This window comes from Sporosarcina sp. Y352, from assembly GCF_056786535.1.
In genome coordinates this window covers 322,501-340,764 of record NZ_JBXCJE010000002.1, presented here as the reverse complement: position 1 = coordinate 340,764, position 18,264 = coordinate 322,501, and the positions used below count along the sequence as shown (strand labels likewise).

The window sequence follows — 18,264 nt, the reverse complement described above, 5'->3', positions numbered from 1 at the left end:
CTGCCTCCTTAAAGAGGTTCCATATTTATTCCTCAAAAGAATATCTGTTGCAAAATGTATACCAGATTTCGAATTAATGCAAACTTTTTAGAGGAAAAGGTGTTTTTTCAATTCTTAAAAACTAGCGATTCGACGATTTGAAATCCATTCCAGACCGGTTTTGCGCCCTCATCTAGCAACTTATTCGGCCCTGCCGATAATGGTGATGTGATAGGACCGGGAACGGCATAGATATCTTTCCCATGATCAAGCGCATGCTCGACTGTGCTCATCGTTCCACTTTTATCTGCGGATTCTGTTACTACGACTGCATCGGCTAAACCGCTTATGATTCGATTCCGCATCGGAAATGTCCAACGTTCAGGACTTACGTAAGGTGGATACTCTGTGACTAGCAGATGTTCAGCCGCTATTTTCTCCGCAAGCAATCGATTTTCTTTCGGATACAGGTGTAATAACCCATGGCCCAGTACAGCTATGGTTTTTCCACCAAATTCAATTGCAGCTTCATGAGCCATCGTATCAGCACCCATCGCAAGTCCAGATACAATAACAGCCTTATTTTCTACGAGTGGTGGCACAATCAATGACATTGCTCTTTTTGAATAAATTGTTGCTTTTCGAGATCCAATAATTGCAACATTAAGGGCGTTGGCAAATAGCGTTGGATCACCTTTAATATACAGTACTGCCGGGGGATCGATAAGTATTCGCAACTGGTCAGGGTAAAGGGGGTGTGAGAATGGAATGGCGGTGATTGCATGCCTTTGATATAACTTTTCGTAGGGGGTCGACATATTTTGAAGCAAATTACCTCTTAATTGGCTTGCTTTTGACGTAGTGATATTCAAAATTCGAGCAAGTTCAATAGCCTTGTAAACATATAATCTATCGAGATTGGGGTCTATCTCGTAAAGGCTGTTTAATCTGTTCAAAGGTACCGGAAATACATAGTGAAGCCCTAGCAATCGCTTTTCAGCATCTGTCAGTTCCATTTAATTCCTCCCTTATGAAATAACAAAAAAAGATGCAGCGCATAAATCACGCTGCATCTTTAATATTAGTGTGTTTTACAACTTTCGTACAGACCTTTTTCTTTAATAACTTTAATTAACGTTTCACCGATCACAGAAGGAGTGTCTGCAACTTCAACCCCAGCAGCATTTAGCGCTTTGATTTTGTCTGCAGCTGTCCCTTTACCGCCGGAAATAATGGCACCAGCATGGCCCATACGTTTTCCTTCAGGAGCTGTTTGACCACCGATAAAGCCAACAACAGGCTTCGTCATATTCGCTTTAATCCACTCAGCTGCTTCTTCTTCAGCAGTTCCGCCGATTTCACCGATCATAACAACCGCATATGTCTCAGGGTCTTCGTTGAATGCTTTTAATACATCGATAAAGTTTGTTCCATTGATAGGATCTCCACCGATACCAACAGATGTTGACTGTCCGATTCCAGCATTCGTCAATTGAAGTACTGCTTCATACGTAAGTGTACCAGAACGTGAAACAACGCCTACATGACCTTTTGTATTAATGTAGCCAGGCATGATACCGATTTTACATTCGTCTGCCGTAATAACACCCGGACAGTTTGGACCGACAAGACGTGTTTTCTTGCCTTCCATGTAGCGCTTCACTTTTGCCATATCGAGTACTGGGATATGCTCTGTAATACAGATTGTCATATCAAGTTCAGCTTCTACTGCTTCCAAAATTGCATCTGCAGCAAATGGAGCTGGTACATAAATAACAGAAACGTTTGCGCCTGTCGCTTTTACAGCTTCTTCAACTGTATTGAAAACAGGAACTCCCGCTACTTCTGTTCCGCCTTTACCAGGCGTTACTCCGCCAACAATTTTCGTTCCGTACTCAAGCATTTGTTCTGTATGGAAAAGTGCCGTAGCACCTGTAATTCCTTGTACGATAACCTTTGTATCTTTGTTAATAAAAATACTCATCGTTTGTCCCTGCCTTTCTTAACCTACTAGTTCTACAATCTTTTTAGCACCGTCTGCCATTGTATCAGCAGCGATGATGTTCAAACCTGATTCATTCAAAAGTGCTTTACCTAAGTCGACATTTGTACCTTCTAGACGAACGACAAGTGGTACTTGAAGACCAACTTCTTTTGATGCAACAATAACACCTTCAGCGATAACGTCACATTTCATGATACCACCGAAAATGTTGACGAAAATCCCTTTAACATTTTTATCAGAAAGGATGATTTTGAATGCTTCAGTAACCTTTTCAGCTGTCGCACTGCCACCAACGTCTAGGAAGTTAGCAGGTGATCCGCCGTAGTAGTTGATTGTATCCATTGTAGCCATCGCAAGGCCTGCGCCGTTAACCATGCAGCCAATACTACCATCTAGGGAAATATAGCTAAGGTCATACTTCGAAGCTTCGATTTCTTTTGGATCCTCTTCATCAAAGTCACGTAGTTCTTGAATGTCTTTGTGACGGTATAGTGCACTGTCGTCAAAGTTGAACTTCGCGTCAAGAGCAAGTACATCGTCACCAGCTGTTACAACTAGCGGGTTAATTTCAACGATGGATGCGTCTTTTTCTACGAATACTTGATAAAGTCCAAGCATAAATTTCGCAGCTTTGTTTACAAGGTGTGTAGGGATGTTCATGTTATATGCCATGCGGCGTGCTTGGAATCCAGTTAAACCGATAACTGGGTCAATGACTTCTTTGAATATCTTTTCAGGTGTCGCTTCCGCAACATCCTCGATATCCACTCCGCCTTCTTCAGAACCCATAAGTGTTACGCGATCTGTAGCACTATCAAGGACTAGTCCAAGATAATATTCTTTCTTAATGTCGGAACCTTCCTCGATAAGTAGACGTTTAATCTCTTTACCTTCAGGACCTGTTTGGTGAGTAACAAGTGTCTTACCAATCAATTCTTTTGCGTAAGCACGAACTTCATCAAGATTTTTTGCAATCTTAACTCCGCCTGCTTTCCCGCGGCCACCTGCGTGGATTTGCGCTTTTACTACGATAATGTCTGTACCTAGTTCCTTCGCAGCTTTTACCGCTTCCTCAGGAGAGAAAGCAACAAGACCATTAGAAACAGCTACCCCGTATTCTCTTAGTAACTGTTTACCTTGATATTCATGGATATTCATCTTACATCCTCCATTCGAACTTCTAACTCTTTTAATTTACTGCCTCATCCATTGTAGTAAACTTGTCAAACATTGTCCATAGTTGTGTGTCGAATGTTTGATTTTGTCGAAACTTTCTCAAATCATTTACCAATTCCATGTTTACGGTCAATCTGATAAATATACGCAAAAACCTCAGATACCGCTTTATATAACTCTTCCGGAATGGATTCATTGACGTTCAACTGTCCTAGTATTTCGACTAAACTTGAATCCTCCTGTATTGGAATGTTATTGGCAAGTGCCCTTTCCAATATACTTTCAGCAATTTTACCCTTCCCTTTCGCAACCACTTTTGGTGCTCCCTCTGAGAATGGTTCATATGAAAGGGCAACAGCCTCTTTTCGTACATGCAATTCTTCAGTCATATGCGAAAGTCAACTCCTTGTCCATCAACTTTTGATGGACTCTTCTGTTTAGGTACAATTTTTTCTTCTTCCGTAAACTTTTTAAAGAAGACTCCTGATAGTTTATAACCCGCTGACTCGAGTCCTTCCTTCAACTTTAGCTGAAGAGGTGCTCCAATTGTCTTGAGCGCATCATCCGCATTAAAAATAGTTACCGATACAATCCGATTTTGAACTTGCATATCGATTACCGTCTTTTTTATTGATGCAAGATCAAGATAAAACAAGATCCTTGCAAATTCAGGGTCAATTTTCCCGTCCTCTTTCATGCGTCCGTTCCACTGTAATGTCGCCTCAATACGCTTACCAAAAAAATCGAGCGGTACTTGCATAACGAGCTGATGCTGGATTCCGTTTTCCCCGGATTGCAACAAAGGACCATTCATCCTCATTACGACAGTTTCTGCGGCCTCACGAAGAGCAACGGATGCAGAGGGATTATGCATAAGCGCAAGTAATTGTGGCTTCAAAGATTCAGCAAGACGTCCAAAGTCAGGTTCTTTTCCGAGCAACCCGGCTTCGTAGTTAAGTCCGAGTGAGCGCATCACTGTTTCCAAAGCGTCCTTCACGGCCTTCCCATCAATCAATGATGCAACATTAACTTCAGCTGTTTGTATCGCTTTTTGAATGTCTGGATTGACGGACTGTTCTGCCGCCCGTAAAAGTACAGATAGTTTTTCCGTTCCTAGCCGTCCCAGTAATGTTAGTAGTGCTTCTTTAGGGTCCTCTGATGGAGTGCTAGATTGGAATGGATTAGCAATTGTATTTTCTGCATTTACACGTATAAACCCCTGACTGAATTCCTGAACGAATTTTGTCATCGACTCGACTGGTGGCTGTGCATTTACAGCCCGGTCGATAATTGCCGAAAGTAAGTTTTTTTGCTGTAAATTCATTCCTGTATCGGATAAAATCAATGCTTTCAAACTAGCTAACGGAACCTGCTGATTTTGTTGTTTTGCCTCCTCAACTTGTTTAAGCAGTGTCACTACTTGCTGCACGATGGGTATCGGCAACGAGGTAGGTTGAGGTGTGGTGGCAGCCTGCCCAGCCATATTTGTAGCAGGAATACCCTGCGCTCCAACTTGGCCAACTCTTTCAGCTGATAGTAGTGAAATGAGGACTTGTGGTAAATTTGCAAGGGACGTCCGTTCTGGTAATATACCTGCACTTTTCATTAATTGCAGTGTAGCAAAACGGTTTTCAACAGGTGCGGCATGATCAAGTAGCGTCACAATGGATTGTCCTAGCAGTGAACCGCCTGTTGCCTGCGCAAAAGGCTTAGCCATCTTTTCAAGCGCTGTGAGTATGGCGTCTTTAACTTCTGGCGCTAATGCGTTATCTAGAACCAATGCATTTTTCAATGACTGCAATACGCTATGCAGGCCTTCTTTCGTCTCAACGCCTAAAAGTGATCTGAAGTTATTTTCTGTAAACGGTAATTTCAGTTCATGCATTTTCTGAATGGATGCTAGCGCCTCATTCCGAGCAGATGTCGGTACACCTTTCAGTAATTCTTCCGATTCTAGCAGATTCCCTCTGTTCATCGGAATTCTATTTTTCAAGACAAACGTTAATAGGGATTGCATTTCTTGCGTCTTTGGAACTTGCATTGCGTCCATGAGTGCACCAAGTTGACGAGCTTGCCCTTCTGTCGCTTGTAGGGGTCCTGATATAATTTTAAGCTGTAACTCAGGCTTTACCGAATTTACTTGAAAGTAATAGGAGTCGCCCGCTTTCATTGGCACTTCAAGTTTTGCGAACAGCTTTTGTCCGCCTATTTGTACTTCTGCCATTTGTCCTGGGAAAAGTTGTTTTATTTGCCCATGAAACATCTGGCCTTCATTTAAGAAGAATGGTCTATTCGGTGCATCTCCTACCATCGCTTGTCCCGACATTGATACTCCGGCAGTTGGAAAACTCATTCGTTCTTCCTCCCGTCTTTTAACATTGATTTCACAGGTTCAAAACTGGCACGATGATGTTTGCTTGGGCCATGTATTTGAAGCGCCAAAACATGTTCTGATGTTCCATATCCGGCATTTTTATTGAATTTATAAACAGGAAATTCGTTATGTATTTCATCCATAATTGCATCTCTCGTCGTTTTTGCAATTATCGAAGCGGCCGCAATTGCCAAGCTCTTTGCATCGCCTTTTATAACAGACTCTGTCGGACAATTTACAGCGAGTGACATTGCATCCGCAATGACAAAATCAGGTTTGATTGACAACCCTTTTACAGCCCGTTCCATGGAGTCCCTTGTCGCAGCGTAAATATTTGTTTCATCGATGGTTTTAGCTGATTGAATATGTGCTGAATAGGAGATAGCGACACTTCGAATCTTTTCCGCAAGTCGTTCCCGTTCCGCCTTCGGAATGGCCTTTGAATCATCCAATCCGATGAGTTCAGGCGTTTCTCGAGGTAAAATGACCGCTGCAGTGACCACAGGTCCCGCTAACGGTCCTCTTCCCGCTTCATCCACCCCAGCAACCATAGCACCCTCAAACGGCGCGTAAGACATGTCAAATGCCTTTTTCTCTGCATGCGCTTGCTCTATCACTTTTCTTTTTTCATAACGACGCTTCCAACGATTAAGTGCATTTTGCACACCCATTCTCGAATCCAGTTCCAGTTCTTCCATCCACAATTCCGGTTCTCCAACCGTTTTTAGCAGTTCTGTAATATCCTTTATGGTTTTCAACGTGATCACCTTTCATTCATAAGCGGTTTATCGATTCATTCCTTTTGTATTATATCGGTTGCTATTGAGTGGTATCCACAGGTCAACTATATAAAGTACTCTAAACAAAGAAAAAACCGATTGCCGCGGAAGTAAATTCCGTGCCGGCATCGGCTTAATCCATTTGCGGTTGAAGTGATGTAAAGTCGAATGTCAGTTTTCCAAGGTATTCACTTCGGATATCGCGCACGATTAACTCCGCTACCTTATCAAGATCTATTTCTCCACCAGTTGTATAAACTTTACGAAGAGATCCGATCTGTTCAAAGACCGGAAGAATTTCTTCTCCTACCATTGTCAAACCATATCTAGCTGACAGCCGATCGGGGTAATTTGCTTCAAGAAAACGTAGGCCGTATACAGCCAAATCTTCCATATTGACGATTGTATCTTTAATAGCTCCTGTCAGCGCAAGTTTGTAGCCAACTTCTTTATCTTCGAATTTCGGCCAAAGAATACCAGGTGTGTCCAGAAGTTCCAGTTCTTTTTCGTATTTAATCCATTGCTGCGCTTTCGTAACGCCTGGTGTATTGCCCGTTTTGGCAATGTTTTTCTTTGCAAGTCGATTGATAAGGGTCGACTTTCCGACATTCGGAATCCCAACAATCATCGCTCGCATGGCGCCTGGACGAATGCCCCTAGAACGCAATCTTGCAAGTTTCGGCTCCAATATCTCTTTAGCAGCTTTAATAACAGTCTGAAGCCCTTTTCCTTCAAACGAATTGATGGCAACGGCACGTAATCCGCGCGTTTCGAAATAGTGAATCCAGCGTGCGGTCTCCTTTTCGTCTGCGAGGTCCATCTTATTCAAAATTAACAACCTAGGCTTTTGATGAATAACCTCGTCAATCATCGGATTTCTTGAAGAGAGCGGAAGCCTAGCGTCGATTAACTCAAAGACGATGTCGACCAGCTTCAATTTTTCAGTTACTTCGCGTCGTGCTTTTGCCATATGTCCGGGAAACCATTGAATTGTCATGTTGTAAGTTCCTCCTGTCAGTTGATAATTCCGAAATCTTTAACCGGCCAGAAGACGATTTTTGTACTACCGATAATTTCATCGATTGAAACAGCTCCAATATGTCTGGAGTCTTTACTTTTTCTTCTGTTGTCCCCCATGACAAATACATGGTCTGCAGGAACCGTTATACTGCCGACCGGTGTCTCTTCAAGCGTGAAATCTCCAGTCAATGGACTGTCTGGGACTTCCGCCTTGTATTGATCGAGATACGGCTCTTCGACAGGCTCTCCATTAATATATAAAATGTCGTCCTTATATTCCACTTCATCACCAGGAAGTCCGATTACTCTTTTTATATAATCTTTTTCTTCAGGCGCATGGAACACCACGATATCAAAACGCTTCGGTTCACCAATTGTGTATCCAATCTTATTTACAATCATCCGATCACCATTTTCGAGAGTCGGCATCATCGATACCCCATCAACAACAATCGGTGTAAAGAGGAAAACCCTGATTATTGCAGCAAGTCCGAATGCGATTAAAAGCGCCTTCGCCCATTCCCACGTTTCATTTTTCTTCTTTTTCTCTTCATTCATCGGCTGAGCCTCCTGCGTATTTCTATCCTCATTGTACAGTCTATTCAATTTTGAGGCAAAAAGAAAGGAGGCCGTTTGTTGGCCTCCTGGGTTTTTGCTTTTGTTTATCGAAGTTCTTTGATACGTGCAGCTTTTCCGCGCAGACTGCGAAGGTAATACAACTTCGCACGGCGTACTTTACCACGGCGTGTTACTTCAAGTATAGCAATTTTAGGTGTGTTTACAGGGAATGTACGTTCAACACCTACACCATTGGAGATTTTACGGACTGTGAAAGTTTCACTGATTCCGCCTCCACGACGTTTGATAACAATTCCTTCGAATAGCTGAATACGCTCACGCGTTCCCTCTACAATTTTCACGTGCAAACGAACTGTATCTCCTGCACGGAATGATGGATGATCAGTACGAAGCTGATCTTTAGTAATTTCTGAAATAATATGTTGCATAATTTAACCTCTCCCTATCCACAGAAGTTCTTGCACTTCTTGCCTTTGCAGCGGAACATCAGTAATTATGTACTTACATAGAAGCACATAGTAGATAATACCACAAAGGTCATATCGATGCAAGGTCATCTGTCTACTTTTTCTCGATTAAGTTGGTTGAGTAACTTGCGCTGACTGTCTGTAAGTGGCGCGTCTTTGAGCAAATCTTTTCTCCGTTCAAACGTGCGGATAAGTGACTGCTCTTCACGCCATTTATCGATTTCTGCATGGTTTCCGGATAACAATACAGCCGGTACTTCCATGCCATTAAAATTAGAGGGTCTTGTATATTGAGGATGTTCAAGTAAACCTGTTGAAAACGAATCCAGCACAGGAGAATCCACATTGCCAAGGACATTCGGTAACAGGCGCACTACACTATCAATCACAGCCATTGCAGCAATCTCGCCGCCTGTCAGAACGAAGTCTCCGATGGATAACTCGTCCGTCACAAGATGCTGGCGTATCCGCTCATCGTACCCCTCATAATGCCCGCATATGAACACAATATGCTCTTCAGCTGATAGTTCTTCCGCTTTCTTCTGTGTAAATCGTTCTCCCTGAGGACACATCAGAATAACACGGGGAGGCTTTTCAAGGCCTTCTGAAATCGCTTCGACTGCGGCAAAGAGCGGTTCCGGTTTAAGGACCATCCCCGCTCCTCCACCATATGGATAATCATCAACTTTATGATGCTTGTTTGTAGAATAGTCCCGAAAATCGGTTACACCAAAGGTTACTGCATCATTTGACTGAGCCTTTTTCATGATTGAGGAATGGAGAACGCCTTCAAACATTTCTGGAAACAGTGAAAGGACATCTATTTTCATCATGAAAGAAGCCCTTCCATTGGATCAATGATGATTTTTTTATTGTCTATATCTATTTCTTTGACGATGTCTTCAATGTATGGAATATAGTGTGGCTTCCCTTTTTCAGGTATCACCGTCCATACATCATTCGCACCGGTTTCAAGAATCTCCGTCACTTTACCGATATCAGTACCTTCAGTTGTGAACACTGAACAGCCGATAATTTCGTGATAATAGAATTCGTTTTCATCTAAATCACCAAGCTCGTTTTCAGGTATTTTAAAAATACCGCTACGATACTTTTCTACATCATTAAGATTCGGATGATTTTCAAATGTTAACAGATCGAAGTTCTTATGTTGTCTGTGACTGGCAACAGTCAAATAGATAGGTGCTTTGCTGTCCGGCATGAACAAGGCCAGCTTGTTTCCGATCGTATAACGCTCCTCCGGAAAATGAGTACGCGAAACGACACGGACTTCTCCACGGATACCGTGTGTATTTACAATTGTACCAACATTAAACCATTGCATATATTGCACCATCCTTTATATAAGAAGAGAAAAGCGCCTGCTCAAACACGACAGGCATTAGATAGGTCAGGAGATAGAGTCCACGTTCGCGGAAACCGCATCGCAAAAGTGAGATACGTTTGCTTACATTATGAACTGCGCTTTTGACATCTAGCCTAAAACACCTTGTGTCTACAAACTACTATTTCCTAACAATTTATAATTATTCAATTAATAACTTAGACAAAAAAGGAAGGAACCTGAGCTCCCTCCCTTTCTATATCAATCTATAATATCGATATAAACCTTTTTGCCGTGGTGACTGCCTGCTGCTGAATAAACAATGGTGCGTATCGCTTTCGCAACACGTCCCTGCTTTCCGATAACTTTTCCCATATCTTCGGGGTTGACGGATAGTTTATAAATGACACGGTTATCATGTTCATCCATCGCTACCCGAACATCTCCAGGATAATCGACTAACGGTTTGACGATTGTTTCAATCAGCTGCTTCATGTGCACCCCTCCTGATTATTTACCGTGTTTAGCGTTATGGTATTTTTCCATGATGCCTTTATCGGAAAACAGGTTACGGACTGTATCAGAAGGTTTAGCACCATTCTGTAACCATTGAAGAGCTAGCTCTTCGTTGATTAGTACTTCAGCCGGTTTTGTAAGCGGGTTGTAAGTACCAACTGTTTCGATTTGACGACCATCACGTGGTGAACGTGAATCTGCTACAACAATACGATAGAAAGGAGTTTTCTTTGCTCCCATACGTTTAAGACGAATTTTTACTGACATTTTTACTTGCACCTCCGAATAGTTTCACACAAGATAGTATATTATCAAGATTTCTGTTGTTTGTAAAGTGTTTTTTCTTAACACCTTGAATTTTATTTGAAAAACGAATCTAATCCAGGCATTTTCATCTTCTTTTTACCTTTTTGTTGCATGCCGGACATTTGTTTTACCATTTTTTTCATGTCTTCGAATTGCTTTAATAGCCGATTGACGTCTTGAATGCTTGTTCCTGAACCTTTTGCAATTCTCTTGCGGCGATTTGCATTAATGATTTCAGGTGTATTGCGCTCATTTTTCGTCATCGATTGAATGACCGCTTCAACGCGTCCCATTTGACCTTCATCTACTTTGGCATTTTCTAGACCTTTGATTTTATTGGCGCCAGGCATCATTTTCAATAGTTCGTCGAGTGGCCCCATCTTCTTCACTTGCTGAAGCTGATCAAGGAAGTCATCCAATGTAAATGACTGTGTCCGGAACTTTTCTTCAAGTTCCTTCGACTTCTCTTCGTCAACGTTCTCCTGAGCTTTTTCAATGAGAGACATGACGTCTCCCATACCGAGAATTCGCGACGCCATACGCTCTGGATGAAATGGTTCAAGCGCATCCATTTTCTCGCCCATTCCGACAAACTTAATCGGTTTTTCTGTAACAGCACGAATTGAAAGCGCAGCTCCGCCTCTGGTATCCCCATCTAGTTTTGTCAGAATAACACCTGTAATACCTACCGTATCATCAAAACTTTTGGCAACATTGACAGCATCTTGCCCCGTCATCGCATCGACAACTAAGAATACTTCGTCTGGAGTACTGAGTTCACGGATATCCTTAAGTTCCTGCATCAGAACTTCATCGACATGCAGCCTTCCTGCTGTATCGATGATAACGACATCATGGTGTTCTTTCTCCGCCTCTGCAAGCGCCTGGCGGACAATTTCAACAGGTGAAATGTCTGTTCCAAGTGCAAATACAGGCATAGTCAATTGTTTTCCGAGTGTTTCCAACTGCTGAATTGCAGCCGGTCTATAAACGTCTGCCGCAACAAGAAGTGGCTTTTTATTGTGACGCTTTCGAAGAACACTCGCCAATTTCCCAGTAGTGGTCGTTTTCCCAGCACCTTGCAAACCAACCATCATAATAACTGTCGGTGATTTTCTCGCAAATTGGATTGGGTTCTGTTCGCCACCCATCAGATTCGTCAATTCATCTTTAACGATTTTGACAACTTGCTGACCGGGTGTAAGACTTTTCATAACGTCTTGCCCGATAGCACGTTCGCTGACGGTTTTCACAAACTCTTTGACCACTTTTAAGTTGACGTCAGCTTCAATTAGCGCAAAACGTACTTCACGCATCATTTCCTTAACGTCAGTTTCATCAATCTTTCCTTTGCCCTTAATCTTCTGTAGCGTCCCTTGCAGGCGCTGGGCTAATCCTTCAAATGCCATGCACAGAGCCTCCTACTCATTATCTTTTATTGCGATTAATAATTCCCTGATTGTTTCCGATTTTTCATCATTATCATCGGTTACGAGCTCTTCAAGAGAATCCACAATTTCTGCTCGCTTCTGGAATTTCGAAAATAAGTTCAACTTCATTTCGTAGTCTTCGAGCATTGCTTCAGTCCGGCGGACGTTGTCATAAACAGCTTGACGTGATACGCCGTATTCCCCCGCAATCTCGCCAAGTGAAAGGTCTTCCAAATAATAAAGCTGCATATAAAGTCTCTGTTTATCAGTCAAAAGCGACTGATAAAAATCGAAGAGGAAGTTGATGCGTGTCGTTTTTGCAAGCGTCATAGGCTCTGCCTCCCCGCTTGTCTTCCTAAGCCATCATAATATGATGGCAGAGTACTGTCAAGCTATTTTACTTGTCTGTTGCAGTATCCTCTTGTTCAAGGCCGTCAGCAAAAAGACCATACACATACTTTTCTGGATCAAAGGGTTGTAAATCATCCACACCCTCGCCTAGACCAACAAATTTAACTGGGATATTCAATTTCTTTCGAATAGCAAGGACAATACCGCCTTTTGCAGTACCATCTAGCTTCGTCAAGACAATTCCAGTAACGTCTGTCGCTTCCTTGAATGTCTCGGCTTGTATTAATGCATTTTGCCCTGTAGTCGCATCCAGAGCCAACAGTACTTCGTGTGGAGCACCTTCAACCTCTTTGCTAATGACGCGGTGTACTTTCTGAAGTTCATTCATCAAATTGACTTTGTTTTGAAGTCTACCAGCAGTATCACAGATAAGGACATCCACTTTACGATTTTTAGCAGCTCGGATAGCGTCGTACATGACTGCAGCCGGGTCAGATCCTTCTGATTGGCGAATCACTTCAACCCCAGCACGTTCTCCCCAGACAACTAGCTGATCGATTGCACCTGCACGGAAAGTGTCACCAGCAGCAAGCATGACGGTCTTTCCTTCCGCCATTAGACGTGCCGCCAACTTGCCGATTGTGGTCGTTTTTCCGACCCCATTGACACCTACTAATAACACAACAGTCAAGCCTTCTTCCTGTATATTCAAGCGATTGTCGAGTTCTTCGCCGGCTTGATAAATCTCAACGAGTTTTTCAGAAATAACCGATTGAATTCCCGCAGTGTCTTTAATATTCTTACGTTTCACTTCCACTTTCAGTAAATCAATTAGTTCCATAACAGTTTCATATCCGACGTCAGCCTGTAATAGCAACTCTTCCAATTCTTCAAAGAACTCTTCATCAACCACCCGGAATCGGGCAACTAAGTCATTTACTTTAGATGTAAACTGATTACGTGTTTTAGATAATCCATCCTTAAACTTTTCTGTTACTGATTCGTTCGCACCTGTAATCTTTTCTTTAATTTTTTTTATAAAAGACAACTATAGCCTCTCCTTTACATTATCGCTTCTGCAGGCACATCGGAAAGTTTGACCGAAATGACTTTGGAAACTCCTGATTCTTGCATTGTAATACCGTAAAGCACATCGGCACCTTCCATTGTTCCTTTCCTATGTGTAATTACGATGAATTGTGTCTTCTCAGAAAACTTCTTCAAGTATTTACTGTAGCGTAAGACATTCGCTTCGTCGAGTGCCGCTTCGACTTCATCGAGAATACAAAATGGCACTGGCCGTACTTCAATGATTGAAAATAACAATGCAATCGCTGTTAACGCTCGTTCGCCACCCGATAACAGACTTAGATTTTGCAACTTCTTCCCTGGCGGCCTGGCTACAATTTCCACACCTGTTTCCAGTAAATTATCAGGTTGCGTAAGATGTAAATCAGCGTCCCCGCCGCCAAACATTTCCTTGAACACATGTCTGAATCGGTTCTGTACTGCATTGAATGTCATTGAGAACCGTGTCGTCATTTCTGCATCCATTTCAGACATCGCTTCGTGAAGAGTCGTTTTGGCTTCAAGTAGATCATTGCGTTGTTCGTTTAAGAAGATATGACGTCCCGATACTTCTTCAAATTCTAAGATGGCTCCTGGATTAACGGTACCCAGTAAGGACAATTCTTGTTTTAAAGATTCAACGTTAGCCCTAGTTTGTAATTCATCAAAGTCGTCTGCTAAATCCATGTTTGGATATAAACCATATTCATCTAACAAACGCTGAGTGACCGCGTCGTATTTCACTTCCACGCGGGATAACGAAACAGAAACTGAATTCAATGTGGAGATAACGTCTCCGGCTTTGGCTCGAAGTTTTCGAAGTAATATACTTTTTTCCTCGAGCAAATCAGCAAGTTTTGCACGTTTTTTTCTGCCTGCAAAAACTGCTTTTTCAATTGTGTTTTTTTCAGCAGTCGTTCTATTAATCTCCAATGCAATTTGTTCAGCGGTTAATTCACCACCACTGTCGCTTCCAGTGTAATACTGCATTTCATCTTGCAATAGAGACAGTTTCTGTTCAGCCTGTTCGGATGCGAGCACCGTTTCTTGTATAGATGTTAGCTGATGCGTCTTCTGTTCACGTAAAACCGCTACTTGCTCCCGAAGTGCGTTATAACGGACTGTCAAGGTAGCTTCTTCATTTCTACGGTCAGAAGCAAGTCGTTCAAGCGTTTGCACCTGCATTTGAATTGAAGTTAATTCTTTTTTCACGTGTGTATGTTTTTTTTCTAATTCTGCTTTCTTTTCCAACAGTGCCGAACCCGTACTTTCTGCACCTTGTCTCCCCATGTCGGTCAAAGTAAATTCTGCTTCAGCAGAATGGATTGCAATACCGGTCTCCCGAATACTCGATTCCATTGCCACAATTTCAGCTTGTAGACTAGCAGTTTTCTTACGATAATCATCCACTTCGTGCAGTTTCCCTGCAACTTCCATTTTCGTGTCGCCGATTTTCTTTGTAGCGGATCCGATTGATTCCGCCATCTGATTTAGTTGTTTCTGCAAGGTTTCAAGTTCCGCTTTTCTTGTGAAAACAGAAGCCTGCCCCTTGGCACCACCACCAGTAAGCGAACCTCCTGCATTTACGATATCTCCGTCGAGCGTCACTACACGGAAGCGATAGCCTAGTGCTTTCGCAATAGCTGAAGCCCCCGCAAGTGTTTTCGCAACAATTGTATTACCAAGCAAGTTTTCCTTGATGATTAAGTACTTAGCATCACTTTGCACGAGTCGATCTGCAGTCCCTATGTATTCCGGATGCTGTTCAACCGAGGCCAGTGCAGCTGATTGGAGCTTCCTGGATTTCATCACGTCTTTCGGTAGGAAAGTCGCCCTTCCCGCATTCTTCGCTTTTAAATAAGCAATTGCCTTTCTTGCCTCGGATTCGGTCGATGTCACAATATGTTGCATTGCTCCACCAAGCGCGGTTTCCACTGCTTTAATATACTCTTTTTCTACAGATATTATTTCTGCGACTGCACCATCTATCCCTGTCAATTTACCGGATTTTTTCGCAACAAGGATTTCTTTTACGCCCGAATAAAATCCTGAAAAGTCTGCTTCCATACTTTCAAGTGCACGCACCCTGCCATGCATCTCGTGCTGTCTGTTAAGTGCATTTTGCATCAGTTCCTGCTGTGAACTTAGTTCCCCTTCAGTCTTCCGCAAAGCTTTTGTCATTGCGTGAAAAGCCGTATTCACTTTGTCCATTTTCTGTTTTAACATGGACAACTTGTCCGATTTTACAGACCTTTCTTCGGTAAGGTTTTTAATACGTTTTTTCAGCACTGATGTCTGTTGGATAATCTTTTCAGAAGATGTTTTTTCACCTACGAGACGTTCCTCCGCATGCTTCAAATCGTTGCGAATGGTGGCTTCCTCGTTTAGCCTATCGATATAAGCTGATTTCAACTCATCGATTTCTTTTTCAGTCTCTTTGACTGAACGTTTGAGTATTTGGGAAATCCCATCCATCTCAACATTTGTTTTTGCGTATTCTGTTTCTGTGTGTTTCAGTTTTTCACGGGCTGTTTTAAGTTTTACCGAAAGGGCTATCACTTCTTTTTCCGTAGCAGCCAATTCAAATCGGGTTCTTTCAATCTGCTGGTCTGCATTGCGGCGTTTTTCAAGTGATAACAGCCGTCTACCTTCCCATTTCTCTGACTCTGCACTCGTTACTACAAGTTTTTTTTGTAAAATATCTAATTGGTCATCCATGACCCCAAGTTCTATTTTCGCTAATTCAGATGCTTTTTCAGCTTTTTCAGAGTCTGCTTCTAACAACTCTTTCTTTTTCTGTATGCGCACAGCTTCTTCTGTTTTTTCACGAATAGCACTGTAAAGATTTCCCGCATCGAAAGTCAATAGAGATACGTCGGCTTCACGCATCTCTTCTGATAGGACTTTATGTCTTTTTGCAGCTTCTGCATTTATCCGTAGAGGCTCCATTCTGGAATCGAGTTCTTTCAGAATGTCAAGAACCCTGTCCAGATTATCTTCTGTTTCAAATAGTTTTTGTTCTGCCTTCTTTTTCCTCGTCCTATATTTCAGAACGCCAGCCGCTTCATCAAATATACTTCGCCTGTCTTCAGGTCGGCTATTTAGAATTTCATCTACACGACCTTGTGAAATAATTGAAAATGCTTCTTTTCCAAGTCCAGAATCCATAAATACATCATTGATATCCTTTAACCGGCATTGCTGTCCGTTTAATAGATAGGCGCTGTCTCCTGAACGAAAAACACGTCTGCTGACACTGATTTCCGTATAATCAAGTGGAAAGAGGCCTTTACTATTATCTAGTATGAGTGTCACCTCTGCAAAGTTAAGTGATTTTCTTGAATCACTCCCTGCAAAGATGACATCCTCCATCTTCGATCCCCGTAGAGATTTCGCAGATTGTTCGCCAAGGACCCAGCGAATGGCATCCGTAATATTGCTTTTTCCACTTCCATTTGGACCAACTACCGCTGTAACTCCTGGGACAAAGTCGATTGCAATCCGTTCCGCAAACGATTTAAATCCTATAATTTCAAGTCTTTTCAGAAACACGATTAAATCTCTCCTTCAGCCTGCCGACTCTTCAAATCTTGAATTGCCTGACGGGCTGCTTCCTGCTCGGCCTCTTTTTTTGATTTGCCAAGGCCTGTGCCAAGTTGCGTATCGCCTAATTTGACGACAGTTACAAAGTTTTTAGCATGTGCCGGGCCTTTTTCTTCAATGATTTCATACTGAAGTTGACCGCTATTCGTTTGCTGTACAATTTCCTGCAAACGGCTCTTATAATCCATCACATGCGAAAAAGCACCGATACTGATTTTTGGGAAAACGACTTTTTCAAGGAAAGGTATAACTGCTTCCATTCCTTGGTCTATGTACAATGCTCCAATATATGCCTCAAACACGTCAGCGAGTAGTGCGGGGCGCATTCTACCCCCTGTCTGCTCCTCGCCTTTTCCAAGGAGGATGTAACGTCCAAACCCAAGTTCATTTGAAAACTTCACAAGTGAAGGTTCACAAACAATAGCTGCTCTCAGTTTCGTAAGTTCTCCTTCGCTCATATTAGGCTCAGTCGAATAAAGGAATCGGGAAACACCCAATTCAAGCACTGCATCTCCCAAAAACTCAAGTCTTTCGTTATCCGTGAAGTTTTTTCTCCGATGCTCATTCACATAAGATGAATGTGTAAATGCGTTGTAAAGTAATAGATTATTTTTAAAGTAGATGTTTAATTCTTTTTGCAATTCATCGAACTTGATTCGAACTGCAGCCGGTAGGGATGCATTTGTATTTTTGCCTCTGTAATTGTTTGTATTAGTCATTATCGATTCTACCTTTCAGTGCATAGTGCATATAATTTTACCCTTTTCAAGGCTACAGTGCAAAAAAATATGGGAAAACCGAAAAGAGACGCTTGCCATCCTCTTTTATAGAGAGGACGGAAGTGTCTCAACCGGAATGTACATTAGTTAACTTTCTTTTCGATATGCGAAACTGCGTCACCGACAGTTGCAATCTTTTCAGCTTCATCATCCGAAATTTCCATTTCGAATTCATCTTCTAATTCCATTACTAGTTCTACGACGTCCAATGAATCTGCGCCGAGATCATCACGGAAAGAAGCTTCCATTTTAATTTCACTTTCATCGACGCCAAGGCGGTCGACAATCACTTTTGTTACACGTTCAAGTACTGTTGACAAATTTGTCACCTCCTCTCAAGAAATGTGGAAGGCGTCGTTTAGATGCGGCAGACATAAGATGGATTGTCCGAACGGCGTACTTTGCCGCACGGACGAGCCAGCTTGTGACCGAGCATCTGACGCCTGGAACTCGCCAACAAAGAAATGTGTGGCCGGATGTTCGATTT

19 protein-coding genes are annotated in these 18,264 nt (G+C 42.4%); all 19 read right to left on the bottom strand.

The features are described 5' to 3' along the window. Positions 1–107 precede the first annotated feature (107 nt). Entirely contained in the window at positions 108–995 is an 888-nt protein-coding gene (gene dprA, locus AC1TO6_RS04610) for a DNA-processing protein DprA (RefSeq protein WP_482100427.1), read from the bottom strand. Positions 996–1,060: 65 nt separating this feature from the next. Next, on the bottom strand, positions 1,061–1,963 hold the full coding sequence (gene sucD, locus AC1TO6_RS04605) for a succinate--CoA ligase subunit alpha (RefSeq protein WP_482100426.1): 903 nt from the start codon (positions 1,961–1,963) through the stop codon (positions 1,061–1,063). 18 nt (positions 1,964–1,981) lie between these two features. Next, positions 1,982–3,142, bottom strand: a complete 1,161-nt coding sequence (gene sucC, locus AC1TO6_RS04600) for an ADP-forming succinate--CoA ligase subunit beta (RefSeq protein ID WP_482100425.1) — start codon at positions 3,140–3,142, stop codon at positions 1,982–1,984. 122 nt (positions 3,143–3,264) lie between these two features. Next, positions 3,265–3,549: an EscU/YscU/HrcU family type III secretion system export apparatus switch protein gene (locus tag AC1TO6_RS04595; protein WP_482100424.1), complete on the bottom strand. Its 285-nt coding sequence runs from the start codon at positions 3,547–3,549 to the stop codon at positions 3,265–3,267. Then, on the bottom strand, positions 3,546–5,513 hold the full coding sequence (locus AC1TO6_RS04590; RefSeq protein ID WP_482100423.1) for a hypothetical protein: 1,968 nt from the start codon (positions 5,511–5,513) through the stop codon (positions 3,546–3,548). Before AC1TO6_RS04590 ends, AC1TO6_RS04595 begins: the two co-directional genes overlap by 4 nt. Further along, positions 5,510–6,301 (bottom strand): ribonuclease HII, encoded by a 792-nt coding sequence (locus AC1TO6_RS04585; RefSeq protein ID WP_482100422.1) that lies wholly within the window; start codon positions 6,299–6,301, stop codon positions 5,510–5,512. Before AC1TO6_RS04585 ends, AC1TO6_RS04590 begins: the two co-directional genes overlap by 4 nt. A gap of 145 nt (positions 6,302–6,446) precedes the next feature. Beyond that, positions 6,447–7,310 carry a ribosome biogenesis GTPase YlqF gene (gene ylqF, locus AC1TO6_RS04580; RefSeq protein ID WP_482100421.1) on the bottom strand — a complete coding sequence of 288 codons (864 nt, stop codon included), beginning with the start codon at positions 7,308–7,310 and terminating at the stop codon, positions 6,447–6,449. A gap of 17 nt (positions 7,311–7,327) precedes the next feature. Further along, complete coding sequence (lepB, locus tag AC1TO6_RS04575) at positions 7,328–7,891, bottom strand: signal peptidase I (protein WP_482100420.1); 564 nt, start codon at positions 7,889–7,891, stop codon at positions 7,328–7,330. A 104-nt stretch (positions 7,892–7,995) separates the two neighbouring features. Then, positions 7,996–8,340: a 50S ribosomal protein L19 gene (gene rplS, locus AC1TO6_RS04570; RefSeq protein ID WP_482100419.1), complete on the bottom strand. Its 345-nt coding sequence runs from the start codon at positions 8,338–8,340 to the stop codon at positions 7,996–7,998. Between the two features lie 125 nt (positions 8,341–8,465). After that, positions 8,466–9,209, bottom strand: coding sequence for a tRNA (guanosine(37)-N1)-methyltransferase TrmD (gene trmD, locus AC1TO6_RS04565; protein WP_482100609.1), 744 nt, complete (start codon positions 9,207–9,209; stop codon positions 8,466–8,468). After that, complete coding sequence (rimM, locus tag AC1TO6_RS04560; protein WP_482100418.1) at positions 9,209–9,724, bottom strand: ribosome maturation factor RimM; 516 nt, start codon at positions 9,722–9,724, stop codon at positions 9,209–9,211. The genes trmD and rimM overlap by 1 nt, the downstream gene beginning before the upstream one ends. Before the next feature lie 261 nt (positions 9,725–9,985). After that, positions 9,986–10,219, bottom strand: coding sequence for a KH domain-containing protein (locus AC1TO6_RS04555; protein ID WP_179391376.1), 234 nt, complete (start codon positions 10,217–10,219; stop codon positions 9,986–9,988). Between the two features lie 15 nt (positions 10,220–10,234). Then, on the bottom strand, positions 10,235–10,507 hold the full coding sequence (gene rpsP / locus AC1TO6_RS04550) for a 30S ribosomal protein S16 (RefSeq protein WP_482100417.1): 273 nt from the start codon (positions 10,505–10,507) through the stop codon (positions 10,235–10,237). A 92-nt stretch (positions 10,508–10,599) separates the two neighbouring features. Continuing rightward, positions 10,600–11,955 carry a signal recognition particle protein gene (gene ffh / locus AC1TO6_RS04545; protein ID WP_482100416.1) on the bottom strand — a complete coding sequence of 452 codons (1,356 nt, stop codon included), beginning with the start codon at positions 11,953–11,955 and terminating at the stop codon, positions 10,600–10,602. A gap of 12 nt (positions 11,956–11,967) precedes the next feature. Next, positions 11,968–12,306: a putative DNA-binding protein gene (locus AC1TO6_RS04540; protein ID WP_482100415.1), complete on the bottom strand. Its 339-nt coding sequence runs from the start codon at positions 12,304–12,306 to the stop codon at positions 11,968–11,970. A gap of 67 nt (positions 12,307–12,373) precedes the next feature. Then, positions 12,374–13,375 carry a signal recognition particle-docking protein FtsY gene (gene ftsY, locus AC1TO6_RS04535; protein WP_482100414.1) on the bottom strand — a complete coding sequence of 334 codons (1,002 nt, stop codon included), beginning with the start codon at positions 13,373–13,375 and terminating at the stop codon, positions 12,374–12,376. A 14-nt stretch (positions 13,376–13,389) separates the two neighbouring features. Then, positions 13,390–16,947, bottom strand: coding sequence for a chromosome segregation protein SMC (smc, locus tag AC1TO6_RS04530; RefSeq protein WP_482100413.1), 3,558 nt, complete (start codon positions 16,945–16,947; stop codon positions 13,390–13,392). Between the two features lie 2 nt (positions 16,948–16,949). Next, positions 16,950–17,717 (bottom strand): ribonuclease III, encoded by a 768-nt coding sequence (gene rnc / locus AC1TO6_RS04525; RefSeq protein WP_482100412.1) that lies wholly within the window; start codon positions 17,715–17,717, stop codon positions 16,950–16,952. A 143-nt stretch (positions 17,718–17,860) separates the two neighbouring features. After that, complete coding sequence (locus AC1TO6_RS04520) at positions 17,861–18,097, bottom strand: acyl carrier protein (protein WP_482100411.1); 237 nt, start codon at positions 18,095–18,097, stop codon at positions 17,861–17,863. Positions 18,098–18,264 lie beyond the last annotated feature (167 nt).

Coding starts and splice junctions, on each gene's coding strand:
- AC1TO6_RS04590 (WP_482100423.1), bottom strand. CDS start 5,513: ATGAGTTTTCCAACTGCCGGAGTATCAATGTCGGGACAAGCGATGGTA.
- sucC (WP_482100425.1), bottom strand. CDS start 3,142: ATGAATATCCATGAATATCAAGGTAAACAGTTACTAAGAGAATACGGG.
- rpsP (WP_482100417.1), bottom strand. CDS start 10,507: ATGTCAGTAAAAATTCGTCTTAAACGTATGGGAGCAAAGAAAACTCCT.
- rimM (WP_482100418.1), bottom strand. CDS start 9,724: ATGCAATGGTTTAATGTTGGTACAATTGTAAATACACACGGTATCCGT.
- rplS (WP_482100419.1), bottom strand. CDS start 8,340: ATGCAACATATTATTTCAGAAATTACTAAAGATCAGCTTCGTACTGAT.
- dprA (WP_482100427.1), bottom strand. CDS start 995: ATGGAACTGACAGATGCTGAAAAGCGATTGCTAGGGCTTCACTATGTA.
- lepB (WP_482100420.1), bottom strand. CDS start 7,891: ATGAATGAAGAGAAAAAGAAGAAAAATGAAACGTGGGAATGGGCGAAG.
- sucD (WP_482100426.1), bottom strand. CDS start 1,963: ATGAGTATTTTTATTAACAAAGATACAAAGGTTATCGTACAAGGAATT.
- AC1TO6_RS04555 (WP_179391376.1), bottom strand. CDS start 10,219: ATGAAGCAGCTGATTGAAACAATCGTCAAACCGTTAGTCGATTATCCT.
- ylqF (WP_482100421.1), bottom strand. CDS start 7,310: ATGACAATTCAATGGTTTCCCGGACATATGGCAAAAGCACGACGCGAA.
- AC1TO6_RS04595 (WP_482100424.1), bottom strand. CDS start 3,549: ATGACTGAAGAATTGCATGTACGAAAAGAGGCTGTTGCCCTTTCATAT.
- AC1TO6_RS04540 (WP_482100415.1), bottom strand. CDS start 12,306: ATGACGCTTGCAAAAACGACACGCATCAACTTCCTCTTCGATTTTTAT.
- rnc (WP_482100412.1), bottom strand. CDS start 17,717: ATGACTAATACAAACAATTACAGAGGCAAAAATACAAATGCATCCCTA.
- ffh (WP_482100416.1), bottom strand. CDS start 11,955: ATGGCATTTGAAGGATTAGCCCAGCGCCTGCAAGGGACGCTACAGAAG.
- trmD (WP_482100609.1), bottom strand. CDS start 9,209: ATGAAAATAGATGTCCTTTCACTGTTTCCAGAAATGTTTGAAGGCGTT.